The organism is Actinomadura opuntiae, from assembly GCF_030283205.1.
Taxonomy (GTDB): domain Bacteria; phylum Actinomycetota; class Actinomycetes; order Streptosporangiales; family Streptosporangiaceae; genus Spirillospora.
Genome location: NZ_JASNWF010000006.1, coordinates 406,653 through 433,527 on the forward strand (window position 1 = coordinate 406,653; position 26,875 = coordinate 433,527).

23 protein-coding genes and 1 tRNA gene are annotated in these 26,875 nt (G+C 73.1%); 12 read left to right on the forward strand and 12 right to left on the reverse strand.

Annotated features, from left to right (window positions below; all coding sequences use genetic code 11):
* Positions 1 to 104 precede the first annotated feature (104 nt).
* From QP089_RS15630 to QP089_RS15640, 3 genes are read right to left on the reverse strand one after another with little or no spacing between them, the layout of a single operon-like run.
* Positions 105 to 1,010 (reverse strand): ABC transporter permease, encoded by a 906-nt coding sequence (locus QP089_RS15630; RefSeq protein WP_285912313.1) that lies wholly within the window; start codon positions 1,008 to 1,010, stop codon positions 105 to 107.
* Positions 1,000 to 1,806 carry an ABC transporter ATP-binding protein gene (locus QP089_RS15635; RefSeq protein ID WP_285912314.1) on the reverse strand — a complete coding sequence of 269 codons (807 nt, stop codon included), beginning with the start codon at positions 1,804 to 1,806 and terminating at the stop codon, positions 1,000 to 1,002. Before QP089_RS15635 ends, QP089_RS15630 begins: the two co-directional genes overlap by 11 nt.
* Complete coding sequence (locus QP089_RS15640) at positions 1,803 to 2,852, reverse strand: ABC transporter substrate-binding protein (protein ID WP_285912315.1); 1,050 nt, start codon at positions 2,850 to 2,852, stop codon at positions 1,803 to 1,805. Before QP089_RS15640 ends, QP089_RS15635 begins: the two co-directional genes overlap by 4 nt.
* A 209-nt stretch (positions 2,853 to 3,061) precedes the next feature.
* Here QP089_RS15640 and eno point away from each other — a divergent pair, with 209 nt between their 5' ends.
* The 4 genes from eno to QP089_RS15660 all read left to right on the forward strand — a co-directional run bounded on the left by eno (position 3,062) and on the right by QP089_RS15660 (position 6,536).
* A complete protein-coding gene (eno, locus tag QP089_RS15645; RefSeq protein WP_285912316.1) occupies positions 3,062 to 4,348 on the forward strand; it encodes a phosphopyruvate hydratase in 1,287 nt (428 codons plus the stop codon).
* Positions 4,349 to 4,355: 7 nt separating this feature from the next.
* The gene (locus QP089_RS15650) at positions 4,356 to 4,793 is read left to right on the forward strand and encodes an FtsB family cell division protein (RefSeq protein WP_285912317.1); all 438 of its coding nucleotides are present in this window, start codon (positions 4,356 to 4,358) and stop codon (positions 4,791 to 4,793) included.
* Between the two features lie 265 nt (positions 4,794 to 5,058).
* Entirely contained in the window at positions 5,059 to 5,589 is a 531-nt protein-coding gene (locus tag QP089_RS15655; RefSeq protein WP_285912399.1) for a DUF501 domain-containing protein, read from the forward strand.
* Positions 5,586 to 6,536 carry a Ppx/GppA phosphatase family protein gene (locus QP089_RS15660; protein ID WP_285912318.1) on the forward strand — a complete coding sequence of 317 codons (951 nt, stop codon included), beginning with the start codon at positions 5,586 to 5,588 and terminating at the stop codon, positions 6,534 to 6,536. The genes QP089_RS15655 and QP089_RS15660 overlap by 4 nt, the downstream gene beginning before the upstream one ends.
* A gap of 18 nt (positions 6,537 to 6,554) precedes the next feature.
* Here the strand turns inward: QP089_RS15660 and QP089_RS15665 are convergent, their stop codons facing one another.
* A complete protein-coding gene (locus QP089_RS15665) occupies positions 6,555 to 7,301 on the reverse strand; it encodes a DUF2510 domain-containing protein (RefSeq protein ID WP_285912319.1) in 747 nt (248 codons plus the stop codon).
* 105 nt (positions 7,302 to 7,406) lie between these two features.
* Between QP089_RS15665 and QP089_RS15670 the strand changes: the two genes are divergently transcribed.
* On the forward strand, positions 7,407 to 8,228 hold the full coding sequence (locus QP089_RS15670) for a uracil-DNA glycosylase (RefSeq protein WP_285912320.1): 822 nt from the start codon (positions 7,407 to 7,409) through the stop codon (positions 8,226 to 8,228).
* 25 nt (positions 8,229 to 8,253) lie between these two features.
* Here the strand turns inward: QP089_RS15670 and QP089_RS15675 are convergent, their stop codons facing one another.
* Positions 8,254 to 8,874 (reverse strand): DUF4232 domain-containing protein, encoded by a 621-nt coding sequence (locus QP089_RS15675; protein WP_285912321.1) that lies wholly within the window; start codon positions 8,872 to 8,874, stop codon positions 8,254 to 8,256.
* Positions 8,875 to 9,145: 271 nt separating this feature from the next.
* Between QP089_RS15675 and QP089_RS15680 the strand changes: the two genes are divergently transcribed.
* Positions 9,146 to 10,495 carry an NAD(P)/FAD-dependent oxidoreductase gene (locus QP089_RS15680; protein ID WP_285912322.1) on the forward strand — a complete coding sequence of 450 codons (1,350 nt, stop codon included), beginning with the start codon at positions 9,146 to 9,148 and terminating at the stop codon, positions 10,493 to 10,495.
* A 40-nt stretch (positions 10,496 to 10,535) separates the two neighbouring features.
* Positions 10,536 to 10,608, forward strand: a tRNA-Leu gene (locus QP089_RS15685).
* A 284-nt stretch (positions 10,609 to 10,892) separates the two neighbouring features.
* Here the strand turns inward: QP089_RS15685 and QP089_RS15690 are convergent.
* The 3 genes from QP089_RS15690 to QP089_RS15700 all read right to left on the reverse strand — a co-directional run bounded on the left by QP089_RS15690 (position 10,893) and on the right by QP089_RS15700 (position 13,793).
* Positions 10,893 to 11,120, reverse strand: a complete 228-nt coding sequence (locus QP089_RS15690; protein ID WP_285912323.1) for a DUF4287 domain-containing protein — start codon at positions 11,118 to 11,120, stop codon at positions 10,893 to 10,895.
* A gap of 190 nt (positions 11,121 to 11,310) precedes the next feature.
* Entirely contained in the window at positions 11,311 to 12,531 is a 1,221-nt protein-coding gene (locus QP089_RS15695; protein ID WP_285912324.1) for an acetyl-CoA C-acetyltransferase, read from the reverse strand.
* A 242-nt stretch (positions 12,532 to 12,773) separates the two neighbouring features.
* Complete coding sequence (locus QP089_RS15700) at positions 12,774 to 13,793, reverse strand: SGNH/GDSL hydrolase family protein (protein ID WP_285912325.1); 1,020 nt, start codon at positions 13,791 to 13,793, stop codon at positions 12,774 to 12,776.
* Positions 13,794 to 13,978: 185 nt separating this feature from the next.
* Here QP089_RS15700 and QP089_RS15705 point away from each other — a divergent pair, with 185 nt between their 5' ends.
* On the forward strand, positions 13,979 to 15,367 hold the full coding sequence (locus QP089_RS15705) for a cystathionine beta-synthase (RefSeq protein ID WP_285912400.1): 1,389 nt from the start codon (positions 13,979 to 13,981) through the stop codon (positions 15,365 to 15,367).
* 130 nt (positions 15,368 to 15,497) lie between these two features.
* Here the strand turns inward: QP089_RS15705 and QP089_RS15710 are convergent, their stop codons facing one another.
* Entirely contained in the window at positions 15,498 to 17,654 is a 2,157-nt protein-coding gene (locus QP089_RS15710) for an MMPL family transporter (protein ID WP_285912326.1), read from the reverse strand.
* Between the two features lie 157 nt (positions 17,655 to 17,811).
* On the opposite strand from QP089_RS15710, the gene QP089_RS15715 reads away from it, so the two are divergent.
* Together QP089_RS15715 and QP089_RS15720 are read left to right on the forward strand one after the other, a co-directional pair.
* Positions 17,812 to 18,960, forward strand: coding sequence for a cystathionine gamma-synthase (locus tag QP089_RS15715; protein WP_285912327.1), 1,149 nt, complete (start codon positions 17,812 to 17,814; stop codon positions 18,958 to 18,960).
* A gap of 235 nt (positions 18,961 to 19,195) precedes the next feature.
* A complete protein-coding gene (locus QP089_RS15720; RefSeq protein ID WP_285912328.1) occupies positions 19,196 to 20,353 on the forward strand; it encodes an alpha/beta hydrolase in 1,158 nt (385 codons plus the stop codon).
* A gap of 27 nt (positions 20,354 to 20,380) precedes the next feature.
* Here QP089_RS15720 and QP089_RS15725 read toward each other — a convergent pair whose 3' ends face one another.
* The 3 genes from QP089_RS15725 to QP089_RS15735 are packed head-to-tail and all read right to left on the reverse strand — an operon-like array spanning position 20,381 to position 24,557.
* A complete protein-coding gene (locus QP089_RS15725) occupies positions 20,381 to 20,980 on the reverse strand; it encodes a DUF2269 family protein (RefSeq protein WP_285912329.1) in 600 nt (199 codons plus the stop codon).
* Between the two features lie 39 nt (positions 20,981 to 21,019).
* Entirely contained in the window at positions 21,020 to 23,101 is a 2,082-nt protein-coding gene (locus QP089_RS15730) for a vWA domain-containing protein (RefSeq protein WP_285912330.1), read from the reverse strand.
* A gap of 34 nt (positions 23,102 to 23,135) precedes the next feature.
* Complete coding sequence (locus QP089_RS15735; RefSeq protein WP_285912332.1) at positions 23,136 to 24,557, reverse strand: sigma 54-interacting transcriptional regulator; 1,422 nt, start codon at positions 24,555 to 24,557, stop codon at positions 23,136 to 23,138.
* A gap of 179 nt (positions 24,558 to 24,736) precedes the next feature.
* Between QP089_RS15735 and QP089_RS15740 the strand changes: the two genes are divergently transcribed.
* Both QP089_RS15740 and QP089_RS15745 read left to right on the forward strand, forming a co-directional pair.
* Positions 24,737 to 25,918 (forward strand): FIST signal transduction protein, encoded by a 1,182-nt coding sequence (locus QP089_RS15740; protein ID WP_285912333.1) that lies wholly within the window; start codon positions 24,737 to 24,739, stop codon positions 25,916 to 25,918.
* Positions 25,915 to 26,859 (forward strand): ROK family protein, encoded by a 945-nt coding sequence (locus tag QP089_RS15745; RefSeq protein WP_285912334.1) that lies wholly within the window; start codon positions 25,915 to 25,917, stop codon positions 26,857 to 26,859. Before QP089_RS15740 ends, QP089_RS15745 begins: the two co-directional genes overlap by 4 nt.
* The last annotated feature ends 16 nt before the right edge of the window (positions 26,860 to 26,875 follow it).

Below are 26,875 nucleotides of genomic sequence, written 5' to 3' on the forward strand. Positions count from 1 at the left end.
GGAGCCGATACCCGGTGTTTCTTGCCTGAGCAGGGCAAACGCGACCGTGGGCGGCGGGTAAAAGATCGGTTGCCCCGCCGGGCCGGCCCGGCGGGGCCGCCCCGTCAGTCGTCCAGCCCCCAGCGGCTGCGGATGGCCCGGTCCACCACCCCGAACAGCTGGTCGATCACGATCCCGATCACCAGGATGACGATCATGTAGGAGATCATGTCGGCGGTGTTGTTGAGCTCGCGGGCCTGCGACAGCAGCACGCCGAGCGAGGTGGTGCTGCCGATGATCACCAGCAGCTCGCCGGCCATCAGGCTGCGCCAGGCGAACGCCCAGCCCTGCTTCAGCCCCGCGACGAACGACGGCAGCGAGGCCGGCAGCACCAGGTGCCGGTACAGGTTCAGCCCGCGCAGCCCCATCACCTTCCCGGCGCGCAGCAGGATCGGCGGGGTGTAGTCGACGCCGGCGATCAGCCCGTTGGCGATGGACGGCGCCGCGCCGAGCACCACCACGAACAGGATCGCGCTCTCGCTCAGCTTGAACAGCAGGATCGCCAGCGGGAACCAGGCGATCGACGGCATCGTCTGCAGCCCGGTGATCAGCGAGCCGAACGCGCGGCGCAGCACCCGGAACTGCGACACCAGCGCGCCGACCAGGACGCCGACCGCGATCGAGACCGCGAACCCGATGATCGCGCGCTGCATCGTCAGCGCCACGGCCTTCCAGAACCGCGACGAGGTGACCTGGTCCCACAGCACGGGGAAGGTGTCGAGCGGGCCGGGCAGCACCCACGGCTTCTTCCAGCCGCTCCAGACCACCACCTGCCAGGCGAGGAGCGCGATGACGACGGCCGCGAGCATCGGCCAGGCGGCGGACCAGGTCCGCTGCAGCAGCCGCCGGCCGGTGCCGCCGCCGCCGAGCTCCAGCGCGTCGAGGCCGGCGAGCTCCCGGTTCAGCCGGTCGCCGGGCGCGGGCGCGGTCTCCGGCGGTGCGTCGTGCCTGCTGGTCGTGTCATGCGCCATGGCGGCCGACCTCCTCGCGCAACCGGTCGGTGATGGTCGCGGCGAGCGTCGCGACCTCGGTCGAGTCGATGCGGCGCGGCCGCTCCATCGGGACGGGGAACTCCTGCACGACCCGGCCCGGGCGGCTGCTGAGCAGCACCACCCGGTCGCCGAGCCGCACCGCCTCCCGGACGTTGTGCGTGACGAACAGCACCGTCAGGGCGCGCTCGCGCCAGATCCGCTCGATCTCGTCGTGCAGCAGGTCGCGGGTCATCGCGTCCAGGGCGCCGAACGGCTCGTCCATCAGCAGGACGGTGCCCTGGCCGCCGTCGGTGTCGTCGTCCACGGTCAGCGCGAGCGCGCGGGCGAGGGCGACGCGCTGGCGCATCCCGCCGGACAGCTGGTGCGGGCGCTTCTTGGCGAACCCGCCCAGGTGCACCGAGTCGAGCAGCTCGGCGGCGCGGGGCCGGCGGTCGGGACGCGGGACGCCGCGCATCTTCAGCGCCAGCTCGATGTTCGCCGTGACGGTCAGCCACGGGAACAGCGCGGGCTCCTGGAACATCAGCGCGACCCGCGCGCCGCCGGTGTCGATCGTCCCGGCGCTGAGCCCGTCGAGCCCGGCGACCAGGTTGAGCAGCGTGCTCTTGCCGCAACCGGACGCGCCGAGCAGGCAGACGAACTCGCCCGGCGCGACGTCCAGCGACACCTGGTCGAGCGCGAGCAGCCGGGTCTTGCCGGAACCGAACGCCTTGGAGACGCCACGGAGCCGGACCGCCTCCGCGGTCCGGCTCGGGGCGGCCGTGACGGCCTCTGTCATTTGTCGCTGACCTGTGCCTTCCCGCTCGCCTTGAGCACGTCGTTGAGGGGGCCGAGGCTGTAGATCCCGCCCAGGTCGGTCTTCTCCAGCAGGCCGATCTGCTCGGCGTGCTGCGCGCCCGCGGTCAGCGAGGAGGCGACCGGGTCGACGGTGAAGGTGATCGACTTGAACGCCGAGTTCAGGACGTCCGGCTTGAGCGGCTTGCCGCTCAGCTTGGTGAGCGCGTCGTTGGTGACCTTCTCGGCGTCGGCCTTGTTCTGGTTGATGTAGTCGGTGGCCTCGACCACGCCCTCCAGGAGCTTCTTCACCTCGTCCGGGTGCTTCTTCTCGAACTCCTGGCTGACCAGCAGGTTGGTGATGACGAACTTGCCGCCGGGCCACAGCGACGCCTCGTCCAGCAGCTTGACGCCCTTGTCCTCCAGGATCAGCCGGGAGGCGTACGGCTCGGGGACCCAGGCGCCGTCGATGGTGCCCTGCTGGAAGGTCTGCAGCGTCTGCGCGTTCTCCTGCGGGACGATCTTGACGTCGCCGCTGCCGTCCTTGTTGGCGGTGAGCCCCTGCTGCTTGAGCCAGTAGCGGGCGGCGACGTCCTGGGTGTTGCCGAGCTGCGGGGTGGCGATCTTCTTGCCCTTGAGGTCCTGCGCGCTCTTGATCCCCGGCTTGACGATCAGCGCGACGCCGCCGGAGGCCGCGCCGGAGACGATGTGCACCGCCTTGCCGTGGGACTGCGCCCAGGCGTTGATGGACGGGTTCGGGCCGACGAAGGTCGCGTCGATCGCGCCGGAGAACAGCGCCTCGACCGCGGCGGGCCCGGCGTTGAACGTGGCGGTCTTCGGCGCCTTGCCGAGGTGCTTGGCGAAGATGCCCTTCTCCACGCCGACGAGCGCGGTGGCGTGCGTGACGTTCGGGAAGTAGCCGAGCCGCAGCTGGGCGCTCGCCCCGGACCCGCCGCCGTCGCCGTCGTCGCCGCAGGCGCCGAGCGTCCCCGCGCCGGAAAGGACGATCAGGGCCGCGGCGACCGCGCGCCACCGGAGTCTGCGCTGCATTGTCAGTAATCCCTACTTATCCAGTGTGTTTGACGTGCTTAGTAGATAAGGTCGGCAATGATTTCGTCAAGTCGCTTGCGCGGCACCGTCCGGTAGCGGCCGCTCCGGCGGGCGCGGCCGGAACGGCGAGCCAGTGGGGCGGGGCGGGGGGCGCGCGGGATAGGCTCGGTGACCGCACCGATCCGTCCCGTACCACCAGGGGGTTGCCCGTGTCGTCCATCGAGGCCGTACTCGCCCGGGAGATCCTCGACTCCCGCGGCAATCCGACCGTCGAGGTCGAGGTGCTGCTCGCCGACGGGACCGAGGCCCGCGCCGCCGTCCCGAGCGGCGCGTCCACCGGGCAGTTCGAGGCGGTCGAGCTGCGCGACGGCGGCGAGCGGTACGGCGGCAAGGGCGTGCGCAACGCCGTGAAGGCCGTCAACGAGACCATCGACGAGAAGCTCGTCGGCTACCCCGCCTCCGACCAGCGGCTGATCGACCAGCTGCTGATCGACCTCGACGGCACGCCGGCCAAGTCCGAGCTCGGCGCCAACGCGATCCTCGGCGTCAGCCTCGCCGTCGCCAAGGCCGCCGCCGACTCCGCCGGGCTGCCGCTGTTCCGCTACGTCGGCGGGCCGAACGCGCACCTGCTGCCCGTCCCGATGATGAACATCCTGAACGGCGGCGCGCACGCCGACAGCAACGTCGACGTCCAGGAGTTCATGATCGCGCCGATCGGCGCGGCGACCTTCGCCGAGGCGCTGCGCTGGGGCGCCGAGACCTACCACGCGCTCAAGTCGGTGCTGAAGTCCCGCGGGCTGAGCACCGGGCTCGGCGACGAGGGCGGCTTCGCGCCCGACCTGCCGAGCAACCGCGACGCCCTCGACCTGATCGTCGAGGCGATCGGCAAGGCCGGCTTCACCCCCGGCCGCGACATCGCGCTCGCCCTCGACGTGGCGGCCAGCGAGTTCCACGCCGACGGCCAGTACGCCTTCGAGGGCACCAAGCGCTCGTCCGACGACATGGCCGCCTACTACGGCGAGCTGCTCGGCAACTACCCGCTCGTCTCCATCGAGGACCCCCTCGACGAGGAGGACTGGACCGGCTGGGAGGGGCTCACCGCCGCCGTCGGCGAGCGCGTCCAGCTCGTCGGCGACGACCTGTTCGTCACCAACCCCGAGCGCCTCGGCCGCGGCATCGGGGCCGGCGCCGCCAACGCGCTGCTGGTGAAGGTCAACCAGATCGGCACGCTCAGCGAGACCCTCGACGCGGTCTCGCTCGCGCAGACCAGCGGCTACCGCTGCATGATGAGCCACCGGTCCGGCGAGACCGAGGACACCACGATCGCCGACCTCGCCGTCGCGACCAACTGCGGCCAGATCAAGACCGGCGCCCCGGCCCGCAGCGACCGCGTCGCCAAGTACAACCAGCTGCTGCGCATCGAGGAGCTGCTGGACGACGCGGCCCGCTACGCCGGCGCCGCCGCGTTCCCGCGCTTCGACGCGCAGGGCGCCTGACGGCCCCGTGTCCCGGGACGAGCGGGACGACCCCCGGGGACAGGACTCCCCGGGGGCGGGCGCGCGCCGCGCCAGCCCGGCGCTGACCAGCCGCGCCGCGATCCTGGCGGTGGTGATGTGCGCGATCGCGCTGAGCCTCGCCTACCCTGTGCGCGAGTACATCGCGCAGCGCAAGGAGATCTCCGATCTCCAGCGCAAGCAGGCCGCCGCCCGCAAGAAGGTCGACGAACTCGCCCAACGCAAGCGCCAACTGGGGGACAAGTCGTACATTGAGCGGGAGGCCACGCGGAGGCTCCACTACTGCCGCCCGGACGTGACGTGCTACATCGTCCTGGACGGCGGCGGGGACGACGGGCGCACGGCCCGCAAGGGCGGCCCGGCGAGCACGCCTCCGTGGTATGAGACGTTGTGGCGGTCGGTGGAGGCCGCCGACAGGCCGCGCTGACCGCGTCCCGCGGCACGGCGGGACGGACGGCCGCGACCGGCGGGTGGGGCCGGGCGCGGGCGGACCGGCGCGGCGCGGACGGATCCATGGTCGCGGGTGGGGACGAATGATCGACGAACGTTGCACAGGGGGATCCGGGGGAGCGCCTCCCCGGACCGGGACGGCCGGAGCGGCCGCGACGGCGACCGGAGCGGCCGCGACGACCGGGACGACCGGGGCGGCGGCCGCCACGAGGGAGCCGGCGTCCGGCCGGGACCTCGCGGCGGTGGCGGCGCAGCTCGGCCGGGAGCCGCGCGGCGTCCGCGCCGTGGCCTACCGCTGCCCGTGCGGGCTGCCGGCCGTGCTGGAGACGGCGCCGCGGCTGCCCGACGGCACCCCGTTCCCGACGCTGTTCTACCTGACCTGCCCCAAGGCGGCGTCGGCGATCGGCACGCTGGAGGGCAGCGGTGTCATGCGGGAGATGCAGGCGCGGCTCGCCGACGACCCGGCGCTCGGCGCCGAGTACACCGCCGCCCACGAGGACTACCTGCGCCGCCGCGCCGAGGCGGCCCGCGCGGACGGCCTCGAGCCGCTGCCGGACGGCATGCAGAGCGCCGGCGGGATGCCCGAGCGGGTCAAGTGCCTGCACGCCCTGGTCGCGCACGAGCTGGCGGTGCCGGGCGCGAACCCGTTCGGCCGCGAGGCCCTGGCGGCGCTGCCCGAATGGTGGCGGTCCGGGCCGTGCGCCTGCGCGGACGCCGGCGCCGGCCCCCACCCCGCCGCCCAGGACGCCCCCGACGCCGAGGAGGCCAAGTGACGCGCGTCGCCGCCATCGACTGCGGGACCAACTCGGTCCGCCTGCTGATCGCCGACATCGTCCCCGGACCCGACGGCGGCACGCTGACCGACGTCGAGCGCCGGATGGAGATCGTCCGGCTGGGCGAGGGCGTCGACGAGACGGGCCGGCTGTCGCCCGCCGCGCTCGAGCGGACGTTCACCGCGATGCGCGGGTACGCCGAGCTGATCGAGCGGCACGGCTCCGAGACCGGTGAGGGCCCGATCAAGACCCGGGTGGTCGCGACCAGCGCCACCCGCGACGCCGGCAACCGCGGCGACTTCGTCAGCGGCGTCGTCGACATCTTCGGCGTCGTCCCCGAGGTGATCAGCGGGGACGAGGAGGCGGAGCTGTCGTTCACCGGCGCCACCCGGGAGCTCGCCGAGCTGCGTCCCGCCCGCCCCTACCTGGTGGTCGACATCGGCGGCGGGTCCACCGAGTTCGTGCTCGGCAGCTCGGCGGTGCAGGCGGCCCGGTCGATCGACATCGGCTGCGTCCGGATGACCGAGCGGCACCTGCGCGACGGCGACCCGCCGTCCCCGGAGCAGATCTCCAACGCGGTCGCCGACATCGACGCCGCGCTCGCCGAGGTGCGCCGGACGGTGCCGGTGGACGAGGCGCGCACGCTGGTCGGGCTCGCCGGGTCGGTCACCACCGTCTCCGGGATCGCGATGGACCTGCCGGAGTACGACTCGGACCGCATCCACCTGTCCCGGATCACCGCGACGCAGGTGCACGAGGTGACGCGGCGGCTGCTGCACGCCACGCGCGCCGAGCGGGCGCGGATCGGCGTCATGCACCCGGGCCGGGTCGACGTGATCGGCGCGGGCGCGCTGATCCTGGACCGGATCATGCGCGAGTACGGGTTCGGCGCGGTCGTCGTCAGCGAGCGCGACATCCTCGACGGGATCGCCTGGTCGCTGGTCTGACCCGGGCCCGGGCGCCGGTCAGCCCTTGAGGACCGACAGCAGCGCCGGGATCAGCACCGCGTTCGGGTTCTGCTGCGGGACGTACAGCACGGGCGAGCTGCCGCCGGACTGCCGGATCCAGACCCGCCCGGTGTCCACGACGGCGCCGGAGATCGACGCCCAGCTCAGCGACACCCGGTGGCCCCGCACGCCGCCGGAGTGCACGGTCAGGCCCTGCGCGACGTCCACCGACTCGCCCGCCCGCACGTGCGCGGCCAGCTCGGCGACCAGCCGCGGCTCGGCGCACGCCTGGCAGAGCCGGATCAGCCGGCCCCAGACCGTCTCCGGCTCGGCGACGCCGTCGGCCTCGATGACGACCTCGACGCGCGGCCCGCCGTGGAACGGGTGCCGGCCGACCTGGAAGATCCACCGGGTGCCGGGGGCGTGGCCGGATCCGGCCGGGAGCTGCGCCGCCCAGTAGGCGACCCACTCGACGTGCGGCCACGCCAGCGCCGCCTGCCCGTACGCGACGCCCTGCTCGTCGGCGTGCAGGCGCAGGCCGTGCACGGTGGCGGCCACGGGCTGGACGGCGGGCGGCCCGCTCCACGAGGGCTGCCACCCGGCGCCGGCGGCCTGCCCGTACCCCTGCCCGTACCCCTGCTCCGACGTGCGCGGACGCGGCGGGCGGACGGGTTCGGGGTTGAGGCTCTCGGTCCAGGCCCGGCCGTCCCACCAGCGCAGGCTGCCGGTTCCGTACGGGTCGGGATACCAGCCCGGTTGCGACAAGGCATGCCTCCGCTCGGCATTGGCGCACGCCGGACGCCCCGCGTCCCCGACCGGCGGAACCGCATCGTACCGAGGGTGCCCGCGGTGCGTGCGAGGATCGTGGGCATGACGGATGCCCGCTCTCCTTACGTGCCACCTGGGACGGGATGGCCCGAGGACCCCGCCGCGCCGGACACGCCCGTCGCGCACGGCGCCGGCGAGGTGATCGAGCTGGCCGCCGGGGCGCCGGACCTGGACGAGCTGTGCGCGCGGCAGTCGGTGTGCCGCGCGTGCGACCGCCTCGTGGAGTGGCGGGAGAAGGTCGCGGTGCAGCGGCGCCGCGCGTTCGCGACCGAGGAGTACTGGGGGCGGCCGGTCCCCGGATGGGGCGACCCGGAGCCGCGCATCCTCATCGTCGGGCTGGCGCCCGCGGCGCACGGCGGCAACCGCACCGGCCGGATCTTCACCGGCGACCGGTCGGGCGACTGGCTGTTCGCCTCGCTGCACCGGGTGGGGCTGGCGTCCCAGGCGACGAGCGTGCGCGCGGGCGACGGGCAGCGGCTGACCGGGGCCCGGATGGCCGCGACGGTGCGGTGCGCGCCGCCCGACAACAAGCCGACGCCGCTGGAGCGCACGACGTGCCTGCCGTGGCTCGCGCGCGAGGTCGAGGACGTCGCCGCGAGCGTGCGGTGCATCGTGTGCCTGGGCGGTTTCGCCTGGCAGGGCGTGTGGCCCGCGCTGAAGCAGGCCGGGTACGAGGTGCCGCGGCCGCGCCCGAAGTTCGGGCACGCCGCGGAGGTCGAGCTGGCGCCGCCGCCCCCGGCGGCCCGCCGGGATCCGGTGCTGCTGCTGGGCTGCTACCACCCGAGCCAGCAGAACACCTTCACCGGACGGGTCACCGAGGACATGCTGGACGCCGTCTTCGTCCGCGCCCGCGACTTCGCCTAGCGCGCCGCGTCCGCGCGGTGGCGGGTCACATCTTGCCGAGCTTGATCGGCGTGAGCCGGATCTGGCCCTGCTGGCATACCGGGCCGCCGATCCAGCCGACGCTGAGGTACGTCGTCTGGTTCGGCGGGATGACGTGCAGTGCCCTGGCGGTGGGCTGGCACTGGCCGCCCTGGTCGTCGCCCTCGCCCGGGACGACGCCCCAGTGCAGCTGCTCGTAGGCGGAGGCCCCGGCCGGGATCGTGATCGTGCGGGCGGTGCCCTCGCGGACGACCTTCGTCGGGAGCGCGCCGTCGGCGCCGGCGAGGCCGAGTCCGGACCAGCCGCCGGTCGTGCAGGACGTCCCGGAGTTGTTGGTCAGCTGGAGCGTGCCGTACCGCTGCCCGGCCCCCGGGTCCCCGTTGGAGTACGCGGACGCGTGCAGGTCGGAGGTGGTGCAGTGGCGCGTCCCGGAGGCGCCGTTGTGGCGCGTCCCGGTGCCGGTTCCGGACGTGGTGGAGGTACCGCTTCCCCCGGCGGGTGCGCTAGTCTGTGACGATCCGCCGTTCTGGGTGGAGGAGCTGGGGCTGGCGCTGAAGCTGGCGTCGCATCCGGTGAGGGCGGCCGCCAGTGCGGCGGCGGCCAGCGTTCCCCAGACGATTCGTGACATGTTCGCGCATCCCCTTCGTGGTGGGAGTCGTCGACGGTGGGGCAGGGCCTTGGCCAAGCGGGGCCCTGAGGGGCGATGGCCGGCCCCTGTTCCGGTCATCGCGCGAGGTCGCTTGGCGCCCCCGTCCGGCCCTGTCCCGGTCCGTCCTCTCTCTGGTCGGTACACACGGTGAGATGGCGCGGCTCACGGAGAAGTTCGCGGACTCCGGTGATCTTTCCGGTGTGACGCGCTTGGCGTGATGCGATGGCGTATGGGGGGTATCGGTCCCGTTATGCCTTCCGAGCGCAAGCACATCGTGATCGTCGGCGGCGGCTACGTCGGCATGTACACGGCACTGCGGCTGCAGAAGCGGCTGCGCGGCGAGCTGCGGCGCGGCGAGGTCGCCGTCACCGTCATCGACCCCCAGTCCTACATGACCTACCAGCCGTTCCTGCCGGAGGCCGCGGCCGGGAACCTGGAGCCGCGGCACGTCGTGGCGCCGCTGCGCCGCGTCCTGCCGCGCTGCCGGATCGTCAACGGCTACGTCACGAGGATCGACCACGCCTCGCGCAGCCTGACCGTCCGCCCGGCGGGCGCGCAGACCGCCGGGGTGCCGGAGCGGTCGATCGGCTACGACCGGCTCGTGGTGGCCCTCGGCTCGATCTCCCGCACGCTGCCCATCCCCGGCCTCGCCGAGTGCGGGATCGGCTTCAAGACCGTCGAGGAGGCCATCTACCTGCGCAACCACGTGCTGCACCAGCTCGACATCGCCGCCTCCAACCCCGACGACGAGGAGGTCCGCAGGCGGGCCCTGACGTTCGTGTTCGTCGGCGCCGGGTTCGCGGGCATCGAGGCGCTCGCCGAGCTGGAGGACCTGGCCCGCGACGCCTGCCGGTTCTACCCGGACATCGACCCGTCCGACATGCGGTGGATGATGGTCGAGGCGACGGAGCGGATCCTGCCGGAGGTCGGCCCCGAGATGGGGCGCTGGACGACCGAGGCGCTGCGCCGCCGCGGCATCGAGGTGAAGCTGAACACGCTGCTGAAGTCCGCCGAGAAGCGGCACATCGTGCTGAGCGACGGCGAGGAGTTCGACGCGGGCACCCTCGTCTGGACGGCCGGCGTGAAGCCGCACCCCGTCGTCAGGGACAGCGACCTGCCGCTGGACGACAAGAGCCGGATCAGGACGACCGACGAGCTGACCGTCGAGGGCCTCGACGGCGTCTACGCGGCCGGCGACAACGCGGCCGTCCCGGACCGGTCCGGCTTCGCCGAGTTCACCGCGCCCAACGCCCAGCACGCGGTGCGGCAGGCCAAGCGGCTCGGCGACAACATCGCGGCGGACCTGCACGGCAAGCCCCGCAAGCGGTACGAGCACAAGTACGTCGGGTCCGTCGCCAGCCTCGGCCTGCACAAGGGCGTGGCGAACGTCTACGGCCTCAAGCTGCGCGGGCTGCCCGCCTGGGTCATGCACCGCACCTACCACCTGTCGCGGATGCCGACCCTCAACCGCAAGTTCCGGATCACCGCGGACTGGACGCTCGCGCTGTTCTTCCGGCGCGAGATCGTCTCGCTCGGCGAGCTGGAGTGGCCGCGCCAGGAGTTCGAGCTGGCGGCGGGCAGGACGACGGAGACCGGCTAGAGCACGGTGCCCGGGGCCGCCGTCCCGATATGATGACGCCGCCCCTGTAGCCCAATGGCAGAGGCGGGCTCCCTAAAAGAGCCATTGTGTCGGTTCGAGTCCGACCAGGGGCACCCTGCTCTCCCCACCCCGCGGCCCTCGCGCGCCGCCGCCCTTCCGCGCCGCGCTCCGGCCGGCGCCGGGCGTCGATCAGCCCCCCGCCGGCGGCCGGCGAGGGGCTGATCTGCGTGGGATCTCGGCGCCAGGGTCGTGGCGGCTGCTCGGGCGCAGCGGCACGACGGCGGGGGCGTCCGTTGGCGGGATCCCACCTGGTCCAGTGCGTCGATCACGTCCGTGCGCGGGGCACGTCGGGACGACGTCCGTCAGTATGCGGTTGTCGGGCGGTTCGCGGCGCGCTTCAGTAGTGGCGCTCGCGGCGCGCCCGCTCGTGCTCGCGGACGAGAGCCGCGGCGTAGCCGTGGGAGAGGTTGTGCTCCTCGGCCAGCCAGGTGCTCCGTTCCTCGCAGCGGGTGAACGACGGACCGTTCTCGATCGTGGAGAACCACTCGGGGAGGTCACGTCCTGTGACCAACGGGATGCGGGCTAGCAGCTTGCTGTGCGTCTCCGGCGAGTGGTTCAGTGACAATTGGCACCTCCAGGTCGCGGGGCTCTTCCTGGCACTCTGCAACACCGGCCCGTATGTGACAACCCCCTAACGGGGACCTATCTATTACGTTACGTAGATCATTCGTAACGGGGATGTCCCCCGGAAAAAGCGCAGGTGGCCCGCACCGGGCGCGAGGACCGCGCCGGTGCGGGCCACCGGGGCCCGCGCTCTAGGAAAGCCGCTCCAGCACCATCGCCATGCCCTGGCCGCCGCCCACGCACATGGTCTCCAGCCCGAACTGCTTGTCGTGGAACTTCAGGCTGTTCACCAGCGTGGAGGTGATCCGGGCGCCGGTCATGCCGAACGGGTGGCCGACCGCGATCGCACCGCCGTTGACGTTCAGCTTGTCGATGTCGATGCCGAGGTCCTCGGCGGACGGCAGCACCTGCGCGGCGAACGCCTCGTTGATCTCGACGAGGTCGATGTCGTCGATCGTCATGCCCGCCTTGGCGAGGGCCTTGCGGGAGGCCTCCACCGGGCCGAGGCCCATGATCTCGGGGGACAGGCCGGTGACGCCGGTCGACACGATCCGGGCCAGCGGCGTCAGGCCGAGCTCGGCGGCCTTGGTGTCGCTCATGATGACGACCGCGGCGGCGCCGTCGTTCAGCGGGCAGCAGTTGCCCGCGGTGACCGTCCCGTCCGGGCGGAACACCGGCTGCAGCTGCGACACCTTCTCGTAGGTGGTGCCGGGCCGCGGGCCGTCGTCCTTGGCCACCACGCTGCCGTCGGGCAGCGTGACCGGGGTGATGTCCTTCTCCCAGAAACCGTTGGCGAGCGCCTTCTCCGCCAGGTTCTGCGAGCGGACGCCGAACTCGTCCTGCGCCTGCCGGCTGACGCCGCGGATGCCGGCGACGTTCTCGGCGGTCTGGCCCATCGCGATGTAGATGTCGGGGACCTGGTCGTCCTGGCGCGGGTCGTGCCAGACGCCGGCGCCGCCCTCGGCGGTCTTGGCGGTGCGGGCCTGCGCGTCGGCGAAGACCGGGTTCTGGGTGTCGGGCAGCCCGTCGCTGCTGCCCTTGGCGAACCGGCTGACGGTCTCGACGCCGGCCGACACGATCACGTCCGCCTCGCCGGCCTTGATCGCGTGCAGCGCCATCCGGGTGGTCTGCAGCGAGGACGAGCAGTACCGGGTGACGGTCGCGCCGGGCACGTTGTCCCAGCCGAGCAGCACCGACACCACGCGGGCCATGTTGTAGCCCTGCTCGCCGCCGGGCAGCCCGCAGCCGAGCAGCAGGTCGTCGATCTGCGACGGGTCCAGCTGCGGGACCTTCGCCATCGCGGCGGTGATCATCTGGGCGGTGAGGTCGTCGGGCCGGATGTCCTTCAGCGACCCCTTGAAGGCGCGGCCGATCGGCGAGCGCGCGGTGGCGACGATGACTGCCTCGGGCATGTGCGGGTCTCCTGTCTCAGCGGCCGTCTCCGGACCCCGGCGCGACCGTCGCGGGCGGACGGTGTTACTCGCCGGTCACCAGCAATCTAGCTCCCGCCTCGCACCCGCGTACAATCCGGCCCCCCGGCTGTGTTGACGGTGAGTCCAATAAGTGCGCGCTTACTCACCTGCGCGAAGACTCCCGCCCGCGCCGCGGCCCGTCAGGCGATGTCCAGGGCCCGTCAGGCGATGTCCGCGGCCCCTCAGGCGATGTCCGGGGCCACCGCCGTGGACGGCGGCGGCGTGTCGGCGGACGGCGCGGACCGGCGCCGCAGCAGCGTGGCCCACCGGCCCCGGGGGCCCCGCTCGCGGCCCGCGACGGACGCCCCCGACACCTCGGTGCCGGAGATCTCCGCGGCCTCGGCCGCCGCCAGGTAGACCGGCAGCACCCCGTCCCCGAGCCGCGCCCCGGGCAGCGCGTCCAGGCCCGGCTCCAGGCCGAGCGCGTGCGCCATCGACGGCAGCACGGCCGCCGCCGCGGCCGCGTACCCCCGCGCGGACGGGTGGTAGCGGTCCTCGCTGAACATCGAGATCGGGTCGGCGGCGAACTCGCGGCCCAGCAGGTCGCCGAGCGACACCGACCGCCCGCCCTGCTCGACCACCGCGATCGTCTGCGCGGCCGCCAGCTGCCGGCTCGCCCGCCGCGCGATCCACCGCAGCGGCTGCATCAGCGGCTTGATCGTGCCGAGGTCCGGGCAGGTGCCGACGACGACCTGGCAGCCCGCCGCGCGCAGCCGCGCCACGGCGTCCGCCAGGTACCGCACCGACGTCCCGGGCGGCACCCGGCCGGTCACGTCGTTCGCGCCGATCATGACGACGGCGATGTCCGGGCGGACCTGCAGGGCCCGGCCGGTCTGCCCGTCCAGCGCCGCGGACTGCGCGCCCGAGCGGGCCACGTTCGTCAGCCGGACCGGCCGCCCCGCGATCGCCGCCAGCCCGGCGGCCAGCCCCGCCGCCGGCGTCTCCTCCGGGGTGTGCACGCCGAGCCCTGCCGCCGTCGAGTCGCCCAGCATCACCAGGGACAGCGGGGGACCGGGGAGCGTCCCGCCGTAGAGGCCGTCCGCGACCGGCGGGTCGCCGTTCGGCGTCGCCTGGATGATCCGGCGGGCGAGCTTGGCCTCCGCCACCACCAGCCCGAACGTGATTCCTCCGAGGGCGGTGATGCCCCCGCCTCCGTAGGCCGCGGCCGCCGCGATCCGGCGCGCCGTGAACGCTCTCAGCATGTGCCGTTGACCCTCCGTGATTGAGTTGTACCCTCGCGGACGGCGGTTGATGCCCGGGGCGGCCGATCTCGGCTACCGTCGGTGCTGGGGGATCCTCCCGACGACGCGTCCGTTCCCCGCGGTACCCGCTGGTGGAACAGGGGCGCGACCCGTTGAATTCCGAACCACTGAACAAGGACGTCGCGGTGCACGTACACGACTCGCTCGTCGAACTGATGGGCAACACCCCTCTCGTTCGGCTGCGCAAGGTGACCGGCGGCTCGCCGAACGGGCACGGCCCGCAGGTGCTGGCCAAGGTGGAGTACTTCAATCCCGGCGGCTCGGTGAAGGACCGCATCGCGGTCCGGATGATCGACGCCGCCGAGGCGTCCGGAGCGCTGCGGCCGGGCGGCACGATCGTCGAGCCGACGTCCGGCAACACCGGTGTCGGGCTGGCGATCGTCGCCCAGGAGCGCGGCTACAAGTGCGTCTTCGTCTGCCCCGACAAGGTCGCCAAGGACAAGGTGGACGTGCTGCGCGCCTACGGCGCGGAGGTCGTCGTCTGCCCGACGGCCGTCTCGCCGGAGCACCCCGACTCCTACTACTCGGTCTCCGACCGGCTGGCCGCCGAGATCCCGGGTGCCTGGAAGCCGAACCAGTACACCAACCCGCAGAACCCCCAGTCGCACTACGAGACGACGGGCCCGGAGCTGTGGGAGCAGACCGAGGGCCGCATCACCCACTTCGTCGCGGGCATCGGCACCGGCGGCACCATCAGCGGCACCGGCCGCTACCTCAAGGAGGTCTCCGGCGGCCGCGTCCAGATCATCGGCGCCGACCCGGAGGGCTCGGTCTACTCCGGCGGCTCGGGACGCCCCTACCTGACCGAGGGCGTCGGCGAGGACATCTGGCCGGAGACCTACGACCGCGACATCTGCGACGACGTCATCGCGGTCTCCGACAAGGACTCCTTCCTGATGACCCGCCGCCTCGCCCGCGAGGAGGCCCTCCTGGTCGGCGGCTCCTGCGGGATGGCCGTCGTCGCCGCCCTCCGCGTCGCCGCCAAGGCCGGCCCGGACGCGGTGGTGGTCGTGCTGCTGCCCGACGGCGGCCGCGGCTACCTCAGCAAGATCTTCAACGACAGCTGGATGGAGGACTACGGGTTCCTGCCCTCCTCCACCGAAGAGGCCCGCGTGGACGAGGTGCTGACCCGCAAGGGCGGGTCGCTGCCGGAGTTCGTGCACGTCCACCCGTACGAGAGCGTGCAGACCGCGATCTCGATCATGCGCGAGTACGAGGTGTCGCAGCTGCCGGTCATGAAGGAGGAGCCGCCGGTGATGGCGGCCGAGGTGATCGGCTCGGTCGTCGAGAGCGAACTGCTCGACGTCCTGGTCAAGGAGCGCTCCGGCCTGCTGGACGCGGTGGAGTCGCACATGTCGCCGCCGCTGCCGACGATCGGGTCGGGCGAGCCGGTGAGCAAGGCCGTCAGCGTGCTGGAGAAGTCGGGCGCGGCCGTCGTCCTCGTGGACGGCAAGCCGAAGGGCCTGATCACCCGCCAGGACCTCCTCGCCTACCTGGCCGAGCCGAACTCCTGACGCCCGAACGGCGAAGCGCCGGAGACCGTCGCGGTCTCCGGCGCTTCGTCTTGCGGGGGTCGGGTCGCGGGGCCCGGTTCGTGGGCGGCATTTCCGACCGGGTCCCGCGACCCGACGTTCCGGGGGGCGGCTAGGAGCCGACCCGGGTCGGGGCGAACTGGTCCTCCAGCGGGTCCGGGCCCTTGCGGGGCTTGGGCCGGTCGGCGTGGCCGGGCCACCAGGCCCGGTGGCCGAGCAGCGCCGTGACGCCCGGGACGAGGAACACCGACATCACGAAGGCGGCCAGCGCGATGCCCATCGCGATGGAGAAGCCCATCTGCTGGAGCATCGAGACCTTCGCCAGCAGCATGACCGAGAAGGTCGCCGCGAGGATCAGGCCCGCCGCCGCGACGGTCGGCCCGCCGTGCTGGACGGCCAGCGCCGCCGCCTTGCGCGGTTCGTGGCCCTCCTTGGCCTCCTCGCGCAACCGCGCGGTCATCAGGATGTTGTAGTCGGTGCCGATCGCCAGCACGAACAGGTACAGCATGATCGGCAGGTGGAAGATCTCCCCGGGTTCGCCGCGCAGGCCCTGGAAGACGAACACCGACGAGCCCAGCGTCGCGGCGAAGCCGAGCAGGACGATCGGCACCAGGTACAGCGGCGCGACCACCGACCTCAGCAGGACGAGCAGGATCAGCGCGATCAGCACGCCGGCGACCGGGAGGATCACCGACAGGTCCCGGTTCACGACCTTGTTGATGTCGCCGTAGACCGCCGTCGCGCCGCCCACCAGGACCTTCGTGCCGGAGGGCGCTATCTGGTGCACCGCCGGCCGCAGGTCGTTCTTGACCAGGGAGATCGACTCGTTGCTGTTGGGGTTCTTCTTCAGCAGCAGGTCGACCCGGACGACCTTGCCGCCCGGCGCGGGCTCGGGGTCCTGGACGCGGCCGACGCCGGGCAGGGAGCCGGCCTTGTCGGTGAACGACTTCAACGTCGCCTTGGAGATCGCCTTCCCGTCCTGCGACTGCAGGTAGACCTGGACGGGCGTGCTCAGGCCGGGCGGGAAGCCGGTCTGCATGTCCTTGGTGGCCTGGGCCGACTCGGTGTCCTGCGGGAAGCTCGACTGGAAGTCGTAGTCGGACTTGAAGCTGAACGCCCCGATGGACAGCACGATCAGCAGCGCGCCGGTGCCGAGCGCGACCAGCGCGGGACGCCGGCCGACGGCGCCGCCGAGCTTGGTGGACAGGGCCGACTTCGGCTGCTTCTTCCACGCCTTGGACGGCCAGAAGACCGCGGTGCCGAGCAGCGAGATGATCGCCGGGAACAGGGTGAGCGCGGTGACGCCCATGACCAGCACGGCGATGGCGAGCGAGGGGCCCCAGGCGGAGAAAATCCCGAACGAGGCGAGCATCAGCGCCAGGAACGTCACCGCGATCGCGGCGGCGGCGGAGGTGATGACCTCGCCGACCCGCTCCACCGTGGTGATCATGGCGGTCTTCTTGTCGTCGCCGGCCCGCAGCCGTTCCCGGAAGCGGAACAGCAGGAACAGGTAGTAGTCGGCGCCGATGCCGAACAGGACGATGGTCAGGATGATCGACAGGCTGTCGTCGCCGGAGAAGTTCAGCAGCCGGGACGCGGCGCCGATCAGCTTCATCGAGACCGTCTCGGTGGCGAGGATCACCAGGATCGGCAGGATCGCGGCGATCGGGGCCCGGAAGATCAGCAGGATCAGTCCGATGATCAGCACGAAGGTGCCGATCGAGACCAGCGCGAGGGACTGGGAGAACGACTTCTCGTTGTCGGCGGAGGAGGCGGGGTCGCCGCCGACCTTGGCGCTCAGCCCGCCGCCGAGTTCGGCCGGCAGGACCTTGCGCATCTCCTTGACGGCCTTGGTCTGCTGTTTGGAGGCGTCCTGGTCCATGCCCTTCATGGGCACGCTGATGACCTGCACGGCCTTGTTCGGCGCCACGGTCTGCGGCCCGGCGAGGAAGCCCTCGACCGTCGGGTACCTCTTGGCCGTCAGGTCCTTGGCGACCTTGGCGATCTTCGCGCTGTCCGCAGGAGTGATCTTCCCGCCGTCGGCGCGCTTGACGACGATGAACGCCGTGACGTCCGCCTGCTGCGGGAACGCCTTCTCCGAGAGCTTGGCGGCCTGGATCGACTCGTACTTGGAGGGCAGGAAGTCGCCCTGGTCGGACTTGGTCTGCAGGCTGGGGGAGAACACGACGACCACAGCCGCCGCGACCACCCATGCCAGGATCGTCCACCATGGGTGTCTCACGACGAAGCGCGCGAGCCGTGCGAACATGCGTATTCCTTAAATGAAGGGTCAAGTCGGGATACTCGTTAAACGGTAGAGATCGCTCGCGCTCTTGGGGTCAACCCGCGTGCTGAAATGGGGGCTGATACCTGCGGGGGAGCGCCTCCTCCCAGAGGAGGGTCGGCGGGTGGATAGCCTCGTACCCATGGACAACGAGGTTCACCGGGGGTTCGAGACCCTGGCCATCCACGCGGGGCAGGAGCCCGACCCCGCCACGGGGGCGGTCGTCCCGCCGATCTACCAGGTCTCCACGTACAAGCAGGACGGCATCGGGGGGCTGCGCGGCGGCTACGAGTACTCCCGATCGGCCAATCCGACGCGTACCGCGCTGGAGGTATGCCTCGCCGAGATCGAGGCGGGCGCGCGGGGGCTGGCGTTCGCGTCCGGGCTCGCCGCCGAGGACGCGCTCATCCGCACCGTGTGCCGGCCGGGCGACCATGTGATCATCCCGAACGACGCCTACGGCGGCACCTACCGGCTGTTCGCGAAGGTCGCCGAGCCGTGGGGCGTGACGTTCGACCCGGCGCCGCTCGGGGACGTGGCGGCGGTGCGCGCGGTGATGCGCCCGGAGACGAAGCTGGTCTGGGCGGAGACGCCGACGAATCCGCTGCTCGCCCTCGCCGACATCGCGGCGCTGGCGGGCGTCGCGCACGACGCGGGCGCGCTGCTGGCCGTCGACAACACCTTCGCGTCCCCGTACCTGCAGCGGCCGCTGGATCTCGGCGCGGACGTCGTGGTGCACTCCACCACCAAGTACATGGGCGGGCACTCCGACGTCATCGGCGGCGCGCTCGTCGTCGCGGACGCCGAGCTGGGGGAGCGGCTGGCGTTCCACCAGAACGCGATGGGCGCCGTCGCGGGCCCGTTCGACGCCTGGCTGACGCTGCGCGGCATCAGGACGCTGGGCGTGCGGATGGACCGGCACTGCGCCAACGCCGAGAAGGTCGCCGCCATGCTGACCCGGCACGACGCCGTCCGGCAGGTGCTGTACCCGGGGCTGCCCGACCACCCCGGCCACGAGATCGCCGCCAAGCAGATGCGGGGGTTCGGCGGCATGGTGTCGTTCCGGATGGAGTCGGAGGAGGCCGCCGTCCGGGTGTGCGAGCGGACGAAGCTGTTCACGCTCGGCGAGTCGCTCGGCGGCGTCGAGTCGCTGATCGAGCACCCGGGCCGGATGACGCACGCCTCCGCCGCCGGGTCGCCGCTGGAGGTCCCGCCGGACCTGGTCCGGCTGTCGGTCGGCATCGAGGACGCCGACGACCTGCTGCGCGACCTCGAACTCGCCCTCGGCTGACCCAGGGGGCGCCCCTGGAACCCCCGTTGCGGTCGGCAGGCTGTTTCGCGCTCCGCCGGCGCTCCGCCGGCGCTCCGCGCGAAACAGCCTGCCGACCTGCGGAGACGCCCTGACCCGCGTGGGCGGCCGGCCGTCCGCGCGGGCCGCGGGAGGGCGAACCGGGCGCGCTTCCCGCGGCGGACGTGATCAAACATCTATACTCGGCCCGCCAGGTTCGTTCACGAAAGGGCCCGGGGTGCGCAAAGTACTGGTCAGTGGGGCGGCGTTCGCCGCGACGTGTGTCTCCGCCGTAGCCGTGCCGATGGCCGCCCAGGCCACCACTCCCGGCCCGAGCCCGACGCCCTCGGTATCGGCGCCGACGGGCACGCCGGGGACGGACGCGCCGACGACGGGCTCGCCCGGGTCCGGCTCTCCCGGGTCGCAGACGCCCGGCACGGGTTCGCCGTCCGGCACGCCCTCGACGGGCGCCGCGGACGGGGAGCCGCAGGCCGGCGGCGTGACCACCGACGGCGTCGTCCGGGCGAAGGCCGTCATGGTGACCCCCCGGCTCCCGCGGTCCGCGACGTACGCCTACGGGCCGTCCGCGAGCCAGCGCGTCGACGCCTACTGGCGGCCGTCCGCGGCCGGGAACGCCAAGACCGGCCGTACGGCGCGGGCCCAGGGCGCGACGCGGCCCGGCGTGCTGATCGTCCACGGCGGCTACTGGCTGAGCGGCAGCAAGGACAGCTGGAAGTACTTCGCGCGGAAGCTGAGCGACGCCGGCTACGTGGTGCTGGCGGCGAACTACCGGCTCGCGCCCAAGGCGCAGTGGCCCGCGCAGCGCAACGACGCGCTGGCCGCGCTCACGTTCATGAAGAAGCACGCCGCGACGTGGAACCTCGACCCCGACCGCATCGTGGTGCTCGGCTCGTCGTCCGGCGGGCAGCTCGCGACGCAGATCGGCACCCACGGCACCGGCACCGACCTGGTGCGCGGCGTGGTGGCGCTGTCGCCGCCGAACAACCCGTTCCTGGCCTACAAGGACGGCGCGGCGGCCGACGCGTCGGCCCGGCAGCGCAAGCTGCGCCGCGCCGTCGTCGGCCTCGTGCACTGCGCGCCCGGCTCGGTGGACGCGACCCCGGCGGCCGCGGGCTGCTGGAAGCGCGTCGAGGACGCCGACAGCACGACCCACGCGTCCGCCGGCGACGCGCCGATGCTGCTGATGCACGCCACCGGCGACTTCGTGCCGGTGACGCAGAGCCAGGGCCTGGCGAGCGCGCTGCGCGCCGCCGGCGTCCAGGTGAGGGTGCAGACGGTCAGGGGCGACCTGCACGCTTCGGACATGCTGAACGTGCCCGGCGTCACGCCCGAGATCCTCAGGTGGATCAAGGCGCACACGAAGGCGCGCCCCTGACGCTTCGGGGCGCGCCCCCGGGCGGCCTCAGCCGTTCCACACCATCAGGATGAGGATCACCAGCCAGATCAGCGCGATGACGCCGGAGAGGGCGGCGATCCGGCCCCGCTCGACCTGCGCGACCTCGCCGGTCGCCGCGGCGGCCCGGCCGGCCACCGGCGCCTCCCCGGCGGTGGTGCCGGTGGTGCCGGCGGTCTTGCCGGTCTCGGCGGCGGGCTCGCCGTCCTCCGCGGACGGCGTGCCGGACGGCGTGGACGGCCCCGTGGCGGCGGGCGAGGGCGAGGGCGAGGGCGCGGGCGCCGGGCCCGCCTCGTCCAGCAGCTTCGCGGCCTTCCGCTGGTCCCGCTCCACGATCAGCAGCAGGACCAGCGCGACGATGAACAGCGTCATCGACACCGACAGCCACGCCTGCGCGAAGTGCCCCTCGGCCAGCCACAGCCCGAACAGGAAGATCAGCAGCGTGCCGACGCCGTAGATCTGCGTGGTGCGGTTGAGGTACCGCACCACCGCGGCGTTGCGGTGGCGGATGTAGCGCGGCGTGGACATCGTCGCGGCCGTCAGCGGGCCCAGCGTGAAGATCGCGAAGCCGATGTGCAGGATGAGCAGGATGCGGTCGGAGCTCGACATGGTGCCGACCCTATTCCCCGGCGCCCCGGTCGCGGTGCGCTACCGGCGGCCCCGGCGGACCCTCAGGTAGTCGCTGACGACGTACTCGCCGAGCCGGTCGGCGGCGGGCGCGAACACCCGGCCGCCGTTGCGGCGCGCGACCTCCTCCACGAACGACACCAGCCGCCGGTCGTCGGCCAGCATGAAGAAGTTCATGGTGGCGCCGCGCCGGGTCATCTTGTCGACCTCGGCGAGCGTCAGCACCAGCGTGTCGGTGGACGGCGGGTAGTCGAACAGCGAGCGGCCGTCCGGGCGCAGGTGCGCGGTCGGCTCGCCGTCGGTGACGACCAGGACGATCGGCTCGAAGTCGGGGTGCCGGTCCAGGTGCCGGCCCGCGATCATCAGCGCGTGGTGCAGGTTGGTGCCCTGCACCATGTCCCAGTCGAGCCCGGCCATCTCCTCGGGGTGCAGCGTGCGCGCGTAGTTGGAGAACCCGATGATCTGGATCGCGTCCTGCGGGAACTTGCTGGTGACGAGCGTGTGCAGCGCGAGGGTGGTCTGCTTGGCCGCCGCCCACGTCCCGCGCAGCACCATCGAGTACGACAGGTCGACCAGCAGGCAGACGGCCGCGCCGGTGCGCCGCTCGGTCTCGTGCACCTCGAAGTCGTCGACGCCGAGCCGCACCTTCGCCGGACGCGCCGGGCGCCGCAGCTCCACCACGTTCGCACCGACCGGCTCCAGCACCTCGGCCGCCGCCAGCCCCTCGGGCGACGCGGCCGGGGCGGCGACCAGCCCGGCCGCATCGTCGAGCACAGGGCCCTCCATCGCGCTCCGGCGGATCGCGTTGCTCACCGTCCGGACGACGTCGAGGGGCTGCTCGTCGCCGAAGCGCCACTCCCGGCTGGACCCGGTCAGCTCGCCCGCCTGGCCGGCGTCGCGCTGGTCGTGGTCGCCCTGCCGGCCGGACGTCAGCTGCGAGAACACCCGGCGCAGCGCCGTCTCGCCGAGCCGCCGCACCGCCTTCGGCGTCAGCTCCAGCTTGCCGCGGTTGCGCCGCAGGTAGCCCTGCTTCTCCAGCTCCTTCTCGATGCGGCGCAGCGCGTCGAGGTCGTCGACGGCCTGCCGGCCGAGCGCCCGCCGCACCGCGTCCTCGTCGACGTCGTCGAGCCGCGCGCCTGGATAGTCCTGGCCGAGCGCCGCCTCCAGCTCCGACAGGTCGGCGAGTTCCGCCAGCGCGGTCGTCGCGTCGCCCATGCCGAGCGGGTTCTCGCCGTCCATCTGCTCGGGCTGCCCCCAGCCGAGGTCGGGACGGCGGGCGCGCAGCGCGTCGCCGAGCCGCGTCATCTCCATCGCCAGGCCCGCGTCCTGCATGGCCTGCTCCATCAGCCCCGCCAGCTCGGCGCGCTGCTCCGGGCTGAGCGAGGCGAGCAGCCGGTCCATCGCGGCGGCGCGGCGGGCGAGCTGGTCGACCAGCTCCTCCAGGTTCTCCGGACGCTCGGGGAACATGTCGCCGTACTCGTCCATGAACCGGTCGAAGTCGGCCTGGGTGTGCTCGCCCCGCGCGTCCTTCTCCAGCATCTCGTTCAGCGACGCCATCATGTCCTTGACGCGCTGCATCGCCGCCGGATCCTGGTTCTGCAGGGCCTGCTTCATGCCCTGGAACTGCGAGTCCAGCACCTCCCGCCGCAGCAGGTCCTTCAACTGCTCGAACGTCTGCCGCGCCGCGTCGGACCGCCACTGGTAGTCCGACAGCCGCCGGATCGCCTGCGCGGTGTCGGACGGCAGCGCGTCCAGCTCCGACTCCCGCAGCCGCGCGTCGTCGGACGGGTCGGGGAACAGCTCGGCCCGCTCCTGCCCGATCGCGGTGTCCAGCAGAGCCCGCGCCTCCTCCAGCGTGCCGTCGAGGCGGCCGCGCTCGCGCAGCGCGCGCCGCCGCTCGCGGACCTCCCGCAGCAGGTCGTCCAGGCCGCGGCGGCCCTGCGCGTTCGGCAGCCCGCGGCGCAGCAGGTCGCGCAGCGCCTCGTCGGGACGGGTGCCGTCCAGCACCGAGTCGCCCATCGCGTCGAGCGCGTCGCGGACGTCGTAGGGCGGGGCGAGCGGGTCGGGCCCGTCCTCGTACGCGCCGTACCTGTACCGGCTCATCGAACCTCCTCGGACTTGGCGCTCCAGGACCCGCTCAGGTCCGGTACGTCGCCGTCCCGTCGGCCCGGCCGCCCTGCACGTCCTTGGACAGCCGCCGGGTCAGGAACAGCCCCTCCAGGGCGAACTCCAGCGCGGCCGCGGCCTGCTCGGGGGACTCCCCGGACATGCCGAGCCGCTCCATGATCTTGGCGAGTCCGGGCACCTGCCCGATCCGCCGCAGCAGCTCGGTGGAGGGCACCAGCTCGCCCGACTCGACGGTGTCGCCGGAGTCGAACTTGTCCAGCAGCCCGGACAGGTCGGCGGGGCCGAGCGTGCGCCGGTAGGTCTCGGCGACCGCGCGGCGCAGCAGGTGCTCCAGCACCTCCTGCTCGCGGCCCTCCTCGCTGACCTCGAACTCCACCTTGCCCATCAGCGACGGCACCACCGCCGGCAGGTCGCAGACCCGCGCGACGGCGCGCTCCTCGCCGGTCAGCGCCGCGCGCCGCACCGCGCCCGCGGCGACCGTCTCGGCGCCCGCCAGCGCGAACCGCGCCGACACGCCCGACCGCGCGTCCACCGCGGTCGACTCCCGGACGAGCCGGGTGAACCGGGCGATGATCTCGATCAGGTGGTCGGGCACCTCGGCGGGCAGCCCCGCCAGGCCGGCGAAGTCGGACTCCTGCCGGATCAGCGCCAGCTCGGCGTCCAGCTCGAGGGGGTAGTGGGTGCGGATCTCCGCGCCGAAGCGGTCCTTCAGCGGGGTGATGATCCGGCCGCGGTTGGTGTAGTCCTCGGGGTTGGCGGACGCGACGAGCAGCACGTCCAGCGGCAGCCGCAGCGCGTAGCCGCGGATCTGCACGTCCCGCTCCTCCAGCACGTTCAGCAGCGCCACCTGGATCCGCTCGGCCAGGTCGGGCAGCTCGTTGATGGAGAAGATCCCGCGGTTGGTGCGCGGGACGAGGCCGAAGTGCACGGTCTCCGGGTCGCCGAGGGTGCGGCCCTCGGCCACCTTGATCGGGTCGACGTCACCGATGAGGTCGCCGACGCTCGTGTCGGGGGTGGCGAGCTTCTCGCCGTAGCGGTCGTCGCGGTGCCGCCACTCGACCGGCAGCTCGTCGCCCTTCTCGGCGGCGAGCCGGCGGCAGCGAACGCACACCGGGTCGTAGGGATGGTCGTTGATCTCGCAGCCGGCCACCACCGGGGTCCACTCGTCCAGCAGCCCGCCCAGGGTGCGGATCAGCCGCGTCTTGCCCTGCCCGCGCTCGCCCAGCAGGACGAGGTCGTGCCCGGCGAGCAGCGCCCGCTCCAGGTGGGGGATGACGGTGTCGTCGAAGCCGAGGATGCCCGGGAAGCGCGGCTCGCCGGATCTCAGCCGGGCGAGCAGGTTGTGGCGGATCTCGGCCTTCACCGATCGCTGGACGTGGCCGCTGGTGCGCAGCTCGCCCAGTGTGGTCTCGCGTGGTGTGGATGAACGCACGCGATCGACACTACGTCGCCGATGCGCGCGATCGCACCCGTCCGCCGCGGATTCCTCGGCCCCCGCGGCCGGGCGGGCCGAGATCGGAGCGAGACCGCGAGGTTGGGTCAGATGCCTCCGGAGGGGGAGACTGGGAGATGTGATGCGACCCGGTGAACGGAGTGAGGGAGGCGGCGCCGATGGCGCGATTCGGTGACGGCCTGGCCCTCGGCCCCGACCTGTCCAGTGCCGCCGTGTCCGCGGTCGAGCAGGCGCTCGCGCCGCTGTCCGCGGCGCCCGACCTGGTCTGCGTCTTCATCTCCGGGGACGACCCGGAGGAGATCGCGGCCGCGGCGCGGCGCGCGGCGCTGTCCGCGGCGCCCGCGCTGATGATCGGCTGCAGCGCGTCCGGGGTGATCGGCGGGGGCCGCGGCGTGGAGGACGCCGGCGCGGTCAGCGCGTGGGCGGCGGTGCTGCCCGGCGCGCGGCTCGAGCCGTTCCGGCTGGAGACGCTCAAGGCCGAGGACAAGCTGATCGTGGTCGGCATGCCCGAGGGGCAGGACGACGACGTGGTCGGGCTGCTGCTGGCCGACCCCTACAGCTTCCCGGTGGACGCGTTCGTCGAGCGCTCCGACGACGCGCTGCCCGGCCTCGCGCTGGTCGGCGGGCTCGCCGAGGCCGGCGAGCACGGCGAGGCGCGGCTGTTCGTGGACGGCGACGTGCACGAGGACGGCGCGGTCGGCGTGGTGATCGGCGGCGCCGTCAGCGCGGCGACCGTCGTCAGCCAGGGCGCCCGCCCGATCGGCCCCGACATGGTCGTGACGAAGGCCGACGAGAACGTGCTGTACGAGCTGGCCGGCGTGCCGGCGCTGGAGAAGCTGGAGCAGATCGTCCTGGAGCTGCCCGAGGAGGAGCAGGAGCTCGCCGGGCGCGGGCTGCTGATCGGCGTGGCGATGGACGAGTACGCCGACGAGCACGAGCGCGGCGACTTCCTCGTCCGCGGCGTGGTCGGCGCCGACACCGACAGCGGCGCCATCGCCATCGGCGACGTGGTCGACGTCGGGCGGACCGTCCGGTTCCAGGTCCGCGACGCGGGCGCCGCCGAGGAGGAGCTGGCCGCGCTGCTCGACCGGTTCGACCTCGCGCCCGTCGAGGGCGCGCTGCTGATCTCCTGCAACGGCCGGGGGCAGGCGATGTTCCCCGACTCCGACCACGACGCCAAGGTGCTCGACCGGGCGTTCGGGCCGGCCGGGGTCGGCGGGTTCTTCGCGGCCGGCGAGATCGGCCCGGTCGCCGGGCGCAACCACGTGCACGGGTTCACCGCGTCCATCCTCGCCTTCGGCCGCGGGGAGGACCGCGAAGGCGCGGGGCACCGCGAATGAGCGACGTGCTGGCGGTGGACATCGGCGGCACGAAGCTGGCCGCGGCGGTCGTCGAGCCCGGCGGGCGGATCGCCGCCTACGACCGGGTCGCGACCCCGAACGGGCAGGGCCTGGACGCCGAGGGCCTGTGGCGGACGCTGACCGGGCTGCTCGACAAGGTGCACGCCGACGCCGGGTCGCCGCCGCTCGCCGGGGTCGGCGTCGGCTGCGGCGGTCCGATGACCTGGCCCGCCGCCGAGGTGTCGCCGCTCAACATCCCGGCGTGGCGGGGGTTCCCGCTGCGCGAACGGCTGCAGGCCCGGCACCCGGACCTGCCCGTCCGCGTCCACAACGACGCCATCTGCGTCGCGATCGGCGAGCACTGGCGCGGCGCCGGGCGCGGGCGCGCCAACGTGCTGGGGATGGTGGTGTCCACCGGCGTCGGCGGCGGCCTGATCCTCGGCGGCCGGCTGGTGGACGGCGCGAGCGGCAACGCCGGGCACATCGGCCACGTGGTCGTCGAGCCGGACGGGCCGCCGTGCGAGTGCGGCGGGCGCGGCTGCCTGGAGGCGATCGCCCGCGGCCCCGGCCTGGTCGCGTGGGCGCGCGGCCAGGGCTGGCGGCCCGGCGGCCAGGACGTCACCGGCGTCGAGCTGGCCTCCGACGCGCGCCGCGGCCACCCGGTCGCGGTCGCCGCGATGCGCCGCGCGGGCCATGCCATCGGCGTCGCGATCGCGTCGGCGACCCACCTGTGCGACCTGGAGGTCGTCGCGATCGGCGGCGGTGTCTCGCAGGCGGGCGCGCTGCTGTTCGACCCGCTGGAGGAGGCGTTCCGGGCGCACGCCCGGATGGATTTCGCGCGCAAGACGCAGATCGTCCCCGCCGCCCTGGGGCAGACCGCCGGGCTGATCGGCGCCGCCGCGCTGGTCTACGCGCAAGATCGTTACTGGAGCGGCGGCTGACCCGGCCGTGCGAAGA

Bases quoted from the DNA above. Each gene is read 5' to 3' on its own strand.
- QP089_RS15740 (WP_285912333.1), top strand. From the start codon at position 24,737: ATGGCGCGATTCGGTGACGGCCTGGCCCTCGGCCCCGACCTGTCCAGT.
- QP089_RS15640 (WP_285912315.1), bottom strand. From the start codon at position 2,852: ATGCAGCGCAGACTCCGGTGGCGCGCGGTCGCCGCGGCCCTGATCGTC.
- QP089_RS15745 (WP_285912334.1), top strand. From the start codon at position 25,915: ATGAGCGACGTGCTGGCGGTGGACATCGGCGGCACGAAGCTGGCCGCG.
- QP089_RS15695 (WP_285912324.1), bottom strand. From the start codon at position 12,531: ATGCCCGAGGCAGTCATCGTCGCCACCGCGCGCTCGCCGATCGGCCGC.
- QP089_RS15715 (WP_285912327.1), top strand. From the start codon at position 17,812: ATGGACAACGAGGTTCACCGGGGGTTCGAGACCCTGGCCATCCACGCG.
- QP089_RS15700 (WP_285912325.1), bottom strand. From the start codon at position 13,793: ATGCTGAGAGCGTTCACGGCGCGCCGGATCGCGGCGGCCGCGGCCTAC.
- QP089_RS15670 (WP_285912320.1), top strand. From the start codon at position 7,407: ATGACGGATGCCCGCTCTCCTTACGTGCCACCTGGGACGGGATGGCCC.
- QP089_RS15630 (WP_285912313.1), bottom strand. From the start codon at position 1,010: ATGGCGCATGACACGACCAGCAGGCACGACGCACCGCCGGAGACCGCG.
- QP089_RS15710 (WP_285912326.1), bottom strand. From the start codon at position 17,654: ATGTTCGCACGGCTCGCGCGCTTCGTCGTGAGACACCCATGGTGGACG.
- QP089_RS15730 (WP_285912330.1), bottom strand. From the start codon at position 23,101: ATGAGCCGGTACAGGTACGGCGCGTACGAGGACGGGCCCGACCCGCTC.
- QP089_RS15635 (WP_285912314.1), bottom strand. From the start codon at position 1,806: ATGACAGAGGCCGTCACGGCCGCCCCGAGCCGGACCGCGGAGGCGGTC.
- QP089_RS15680 (WP_285912322.1), top strand. From the start codon at position 9,146: ATGCCTTCCGAGCGCAAGCACATCGTGATCGTCGGCGGCGGCTACGTC.
- QP089_RS15725 (WP_285912329.1), bottom strand. From the start codon at position 20,980: ATGTCGAGCTCCGACCGCATCCTGCTCATCCTGCACATCGGCTTCGCG.
- QP089_RS15675 (WP_285912321.1), bottom strand. From the start codon at position 8,874: ATGTCACGAATCGTCTGGGGAACGCTGGCCGCCGCCGCACTGGCGGCC.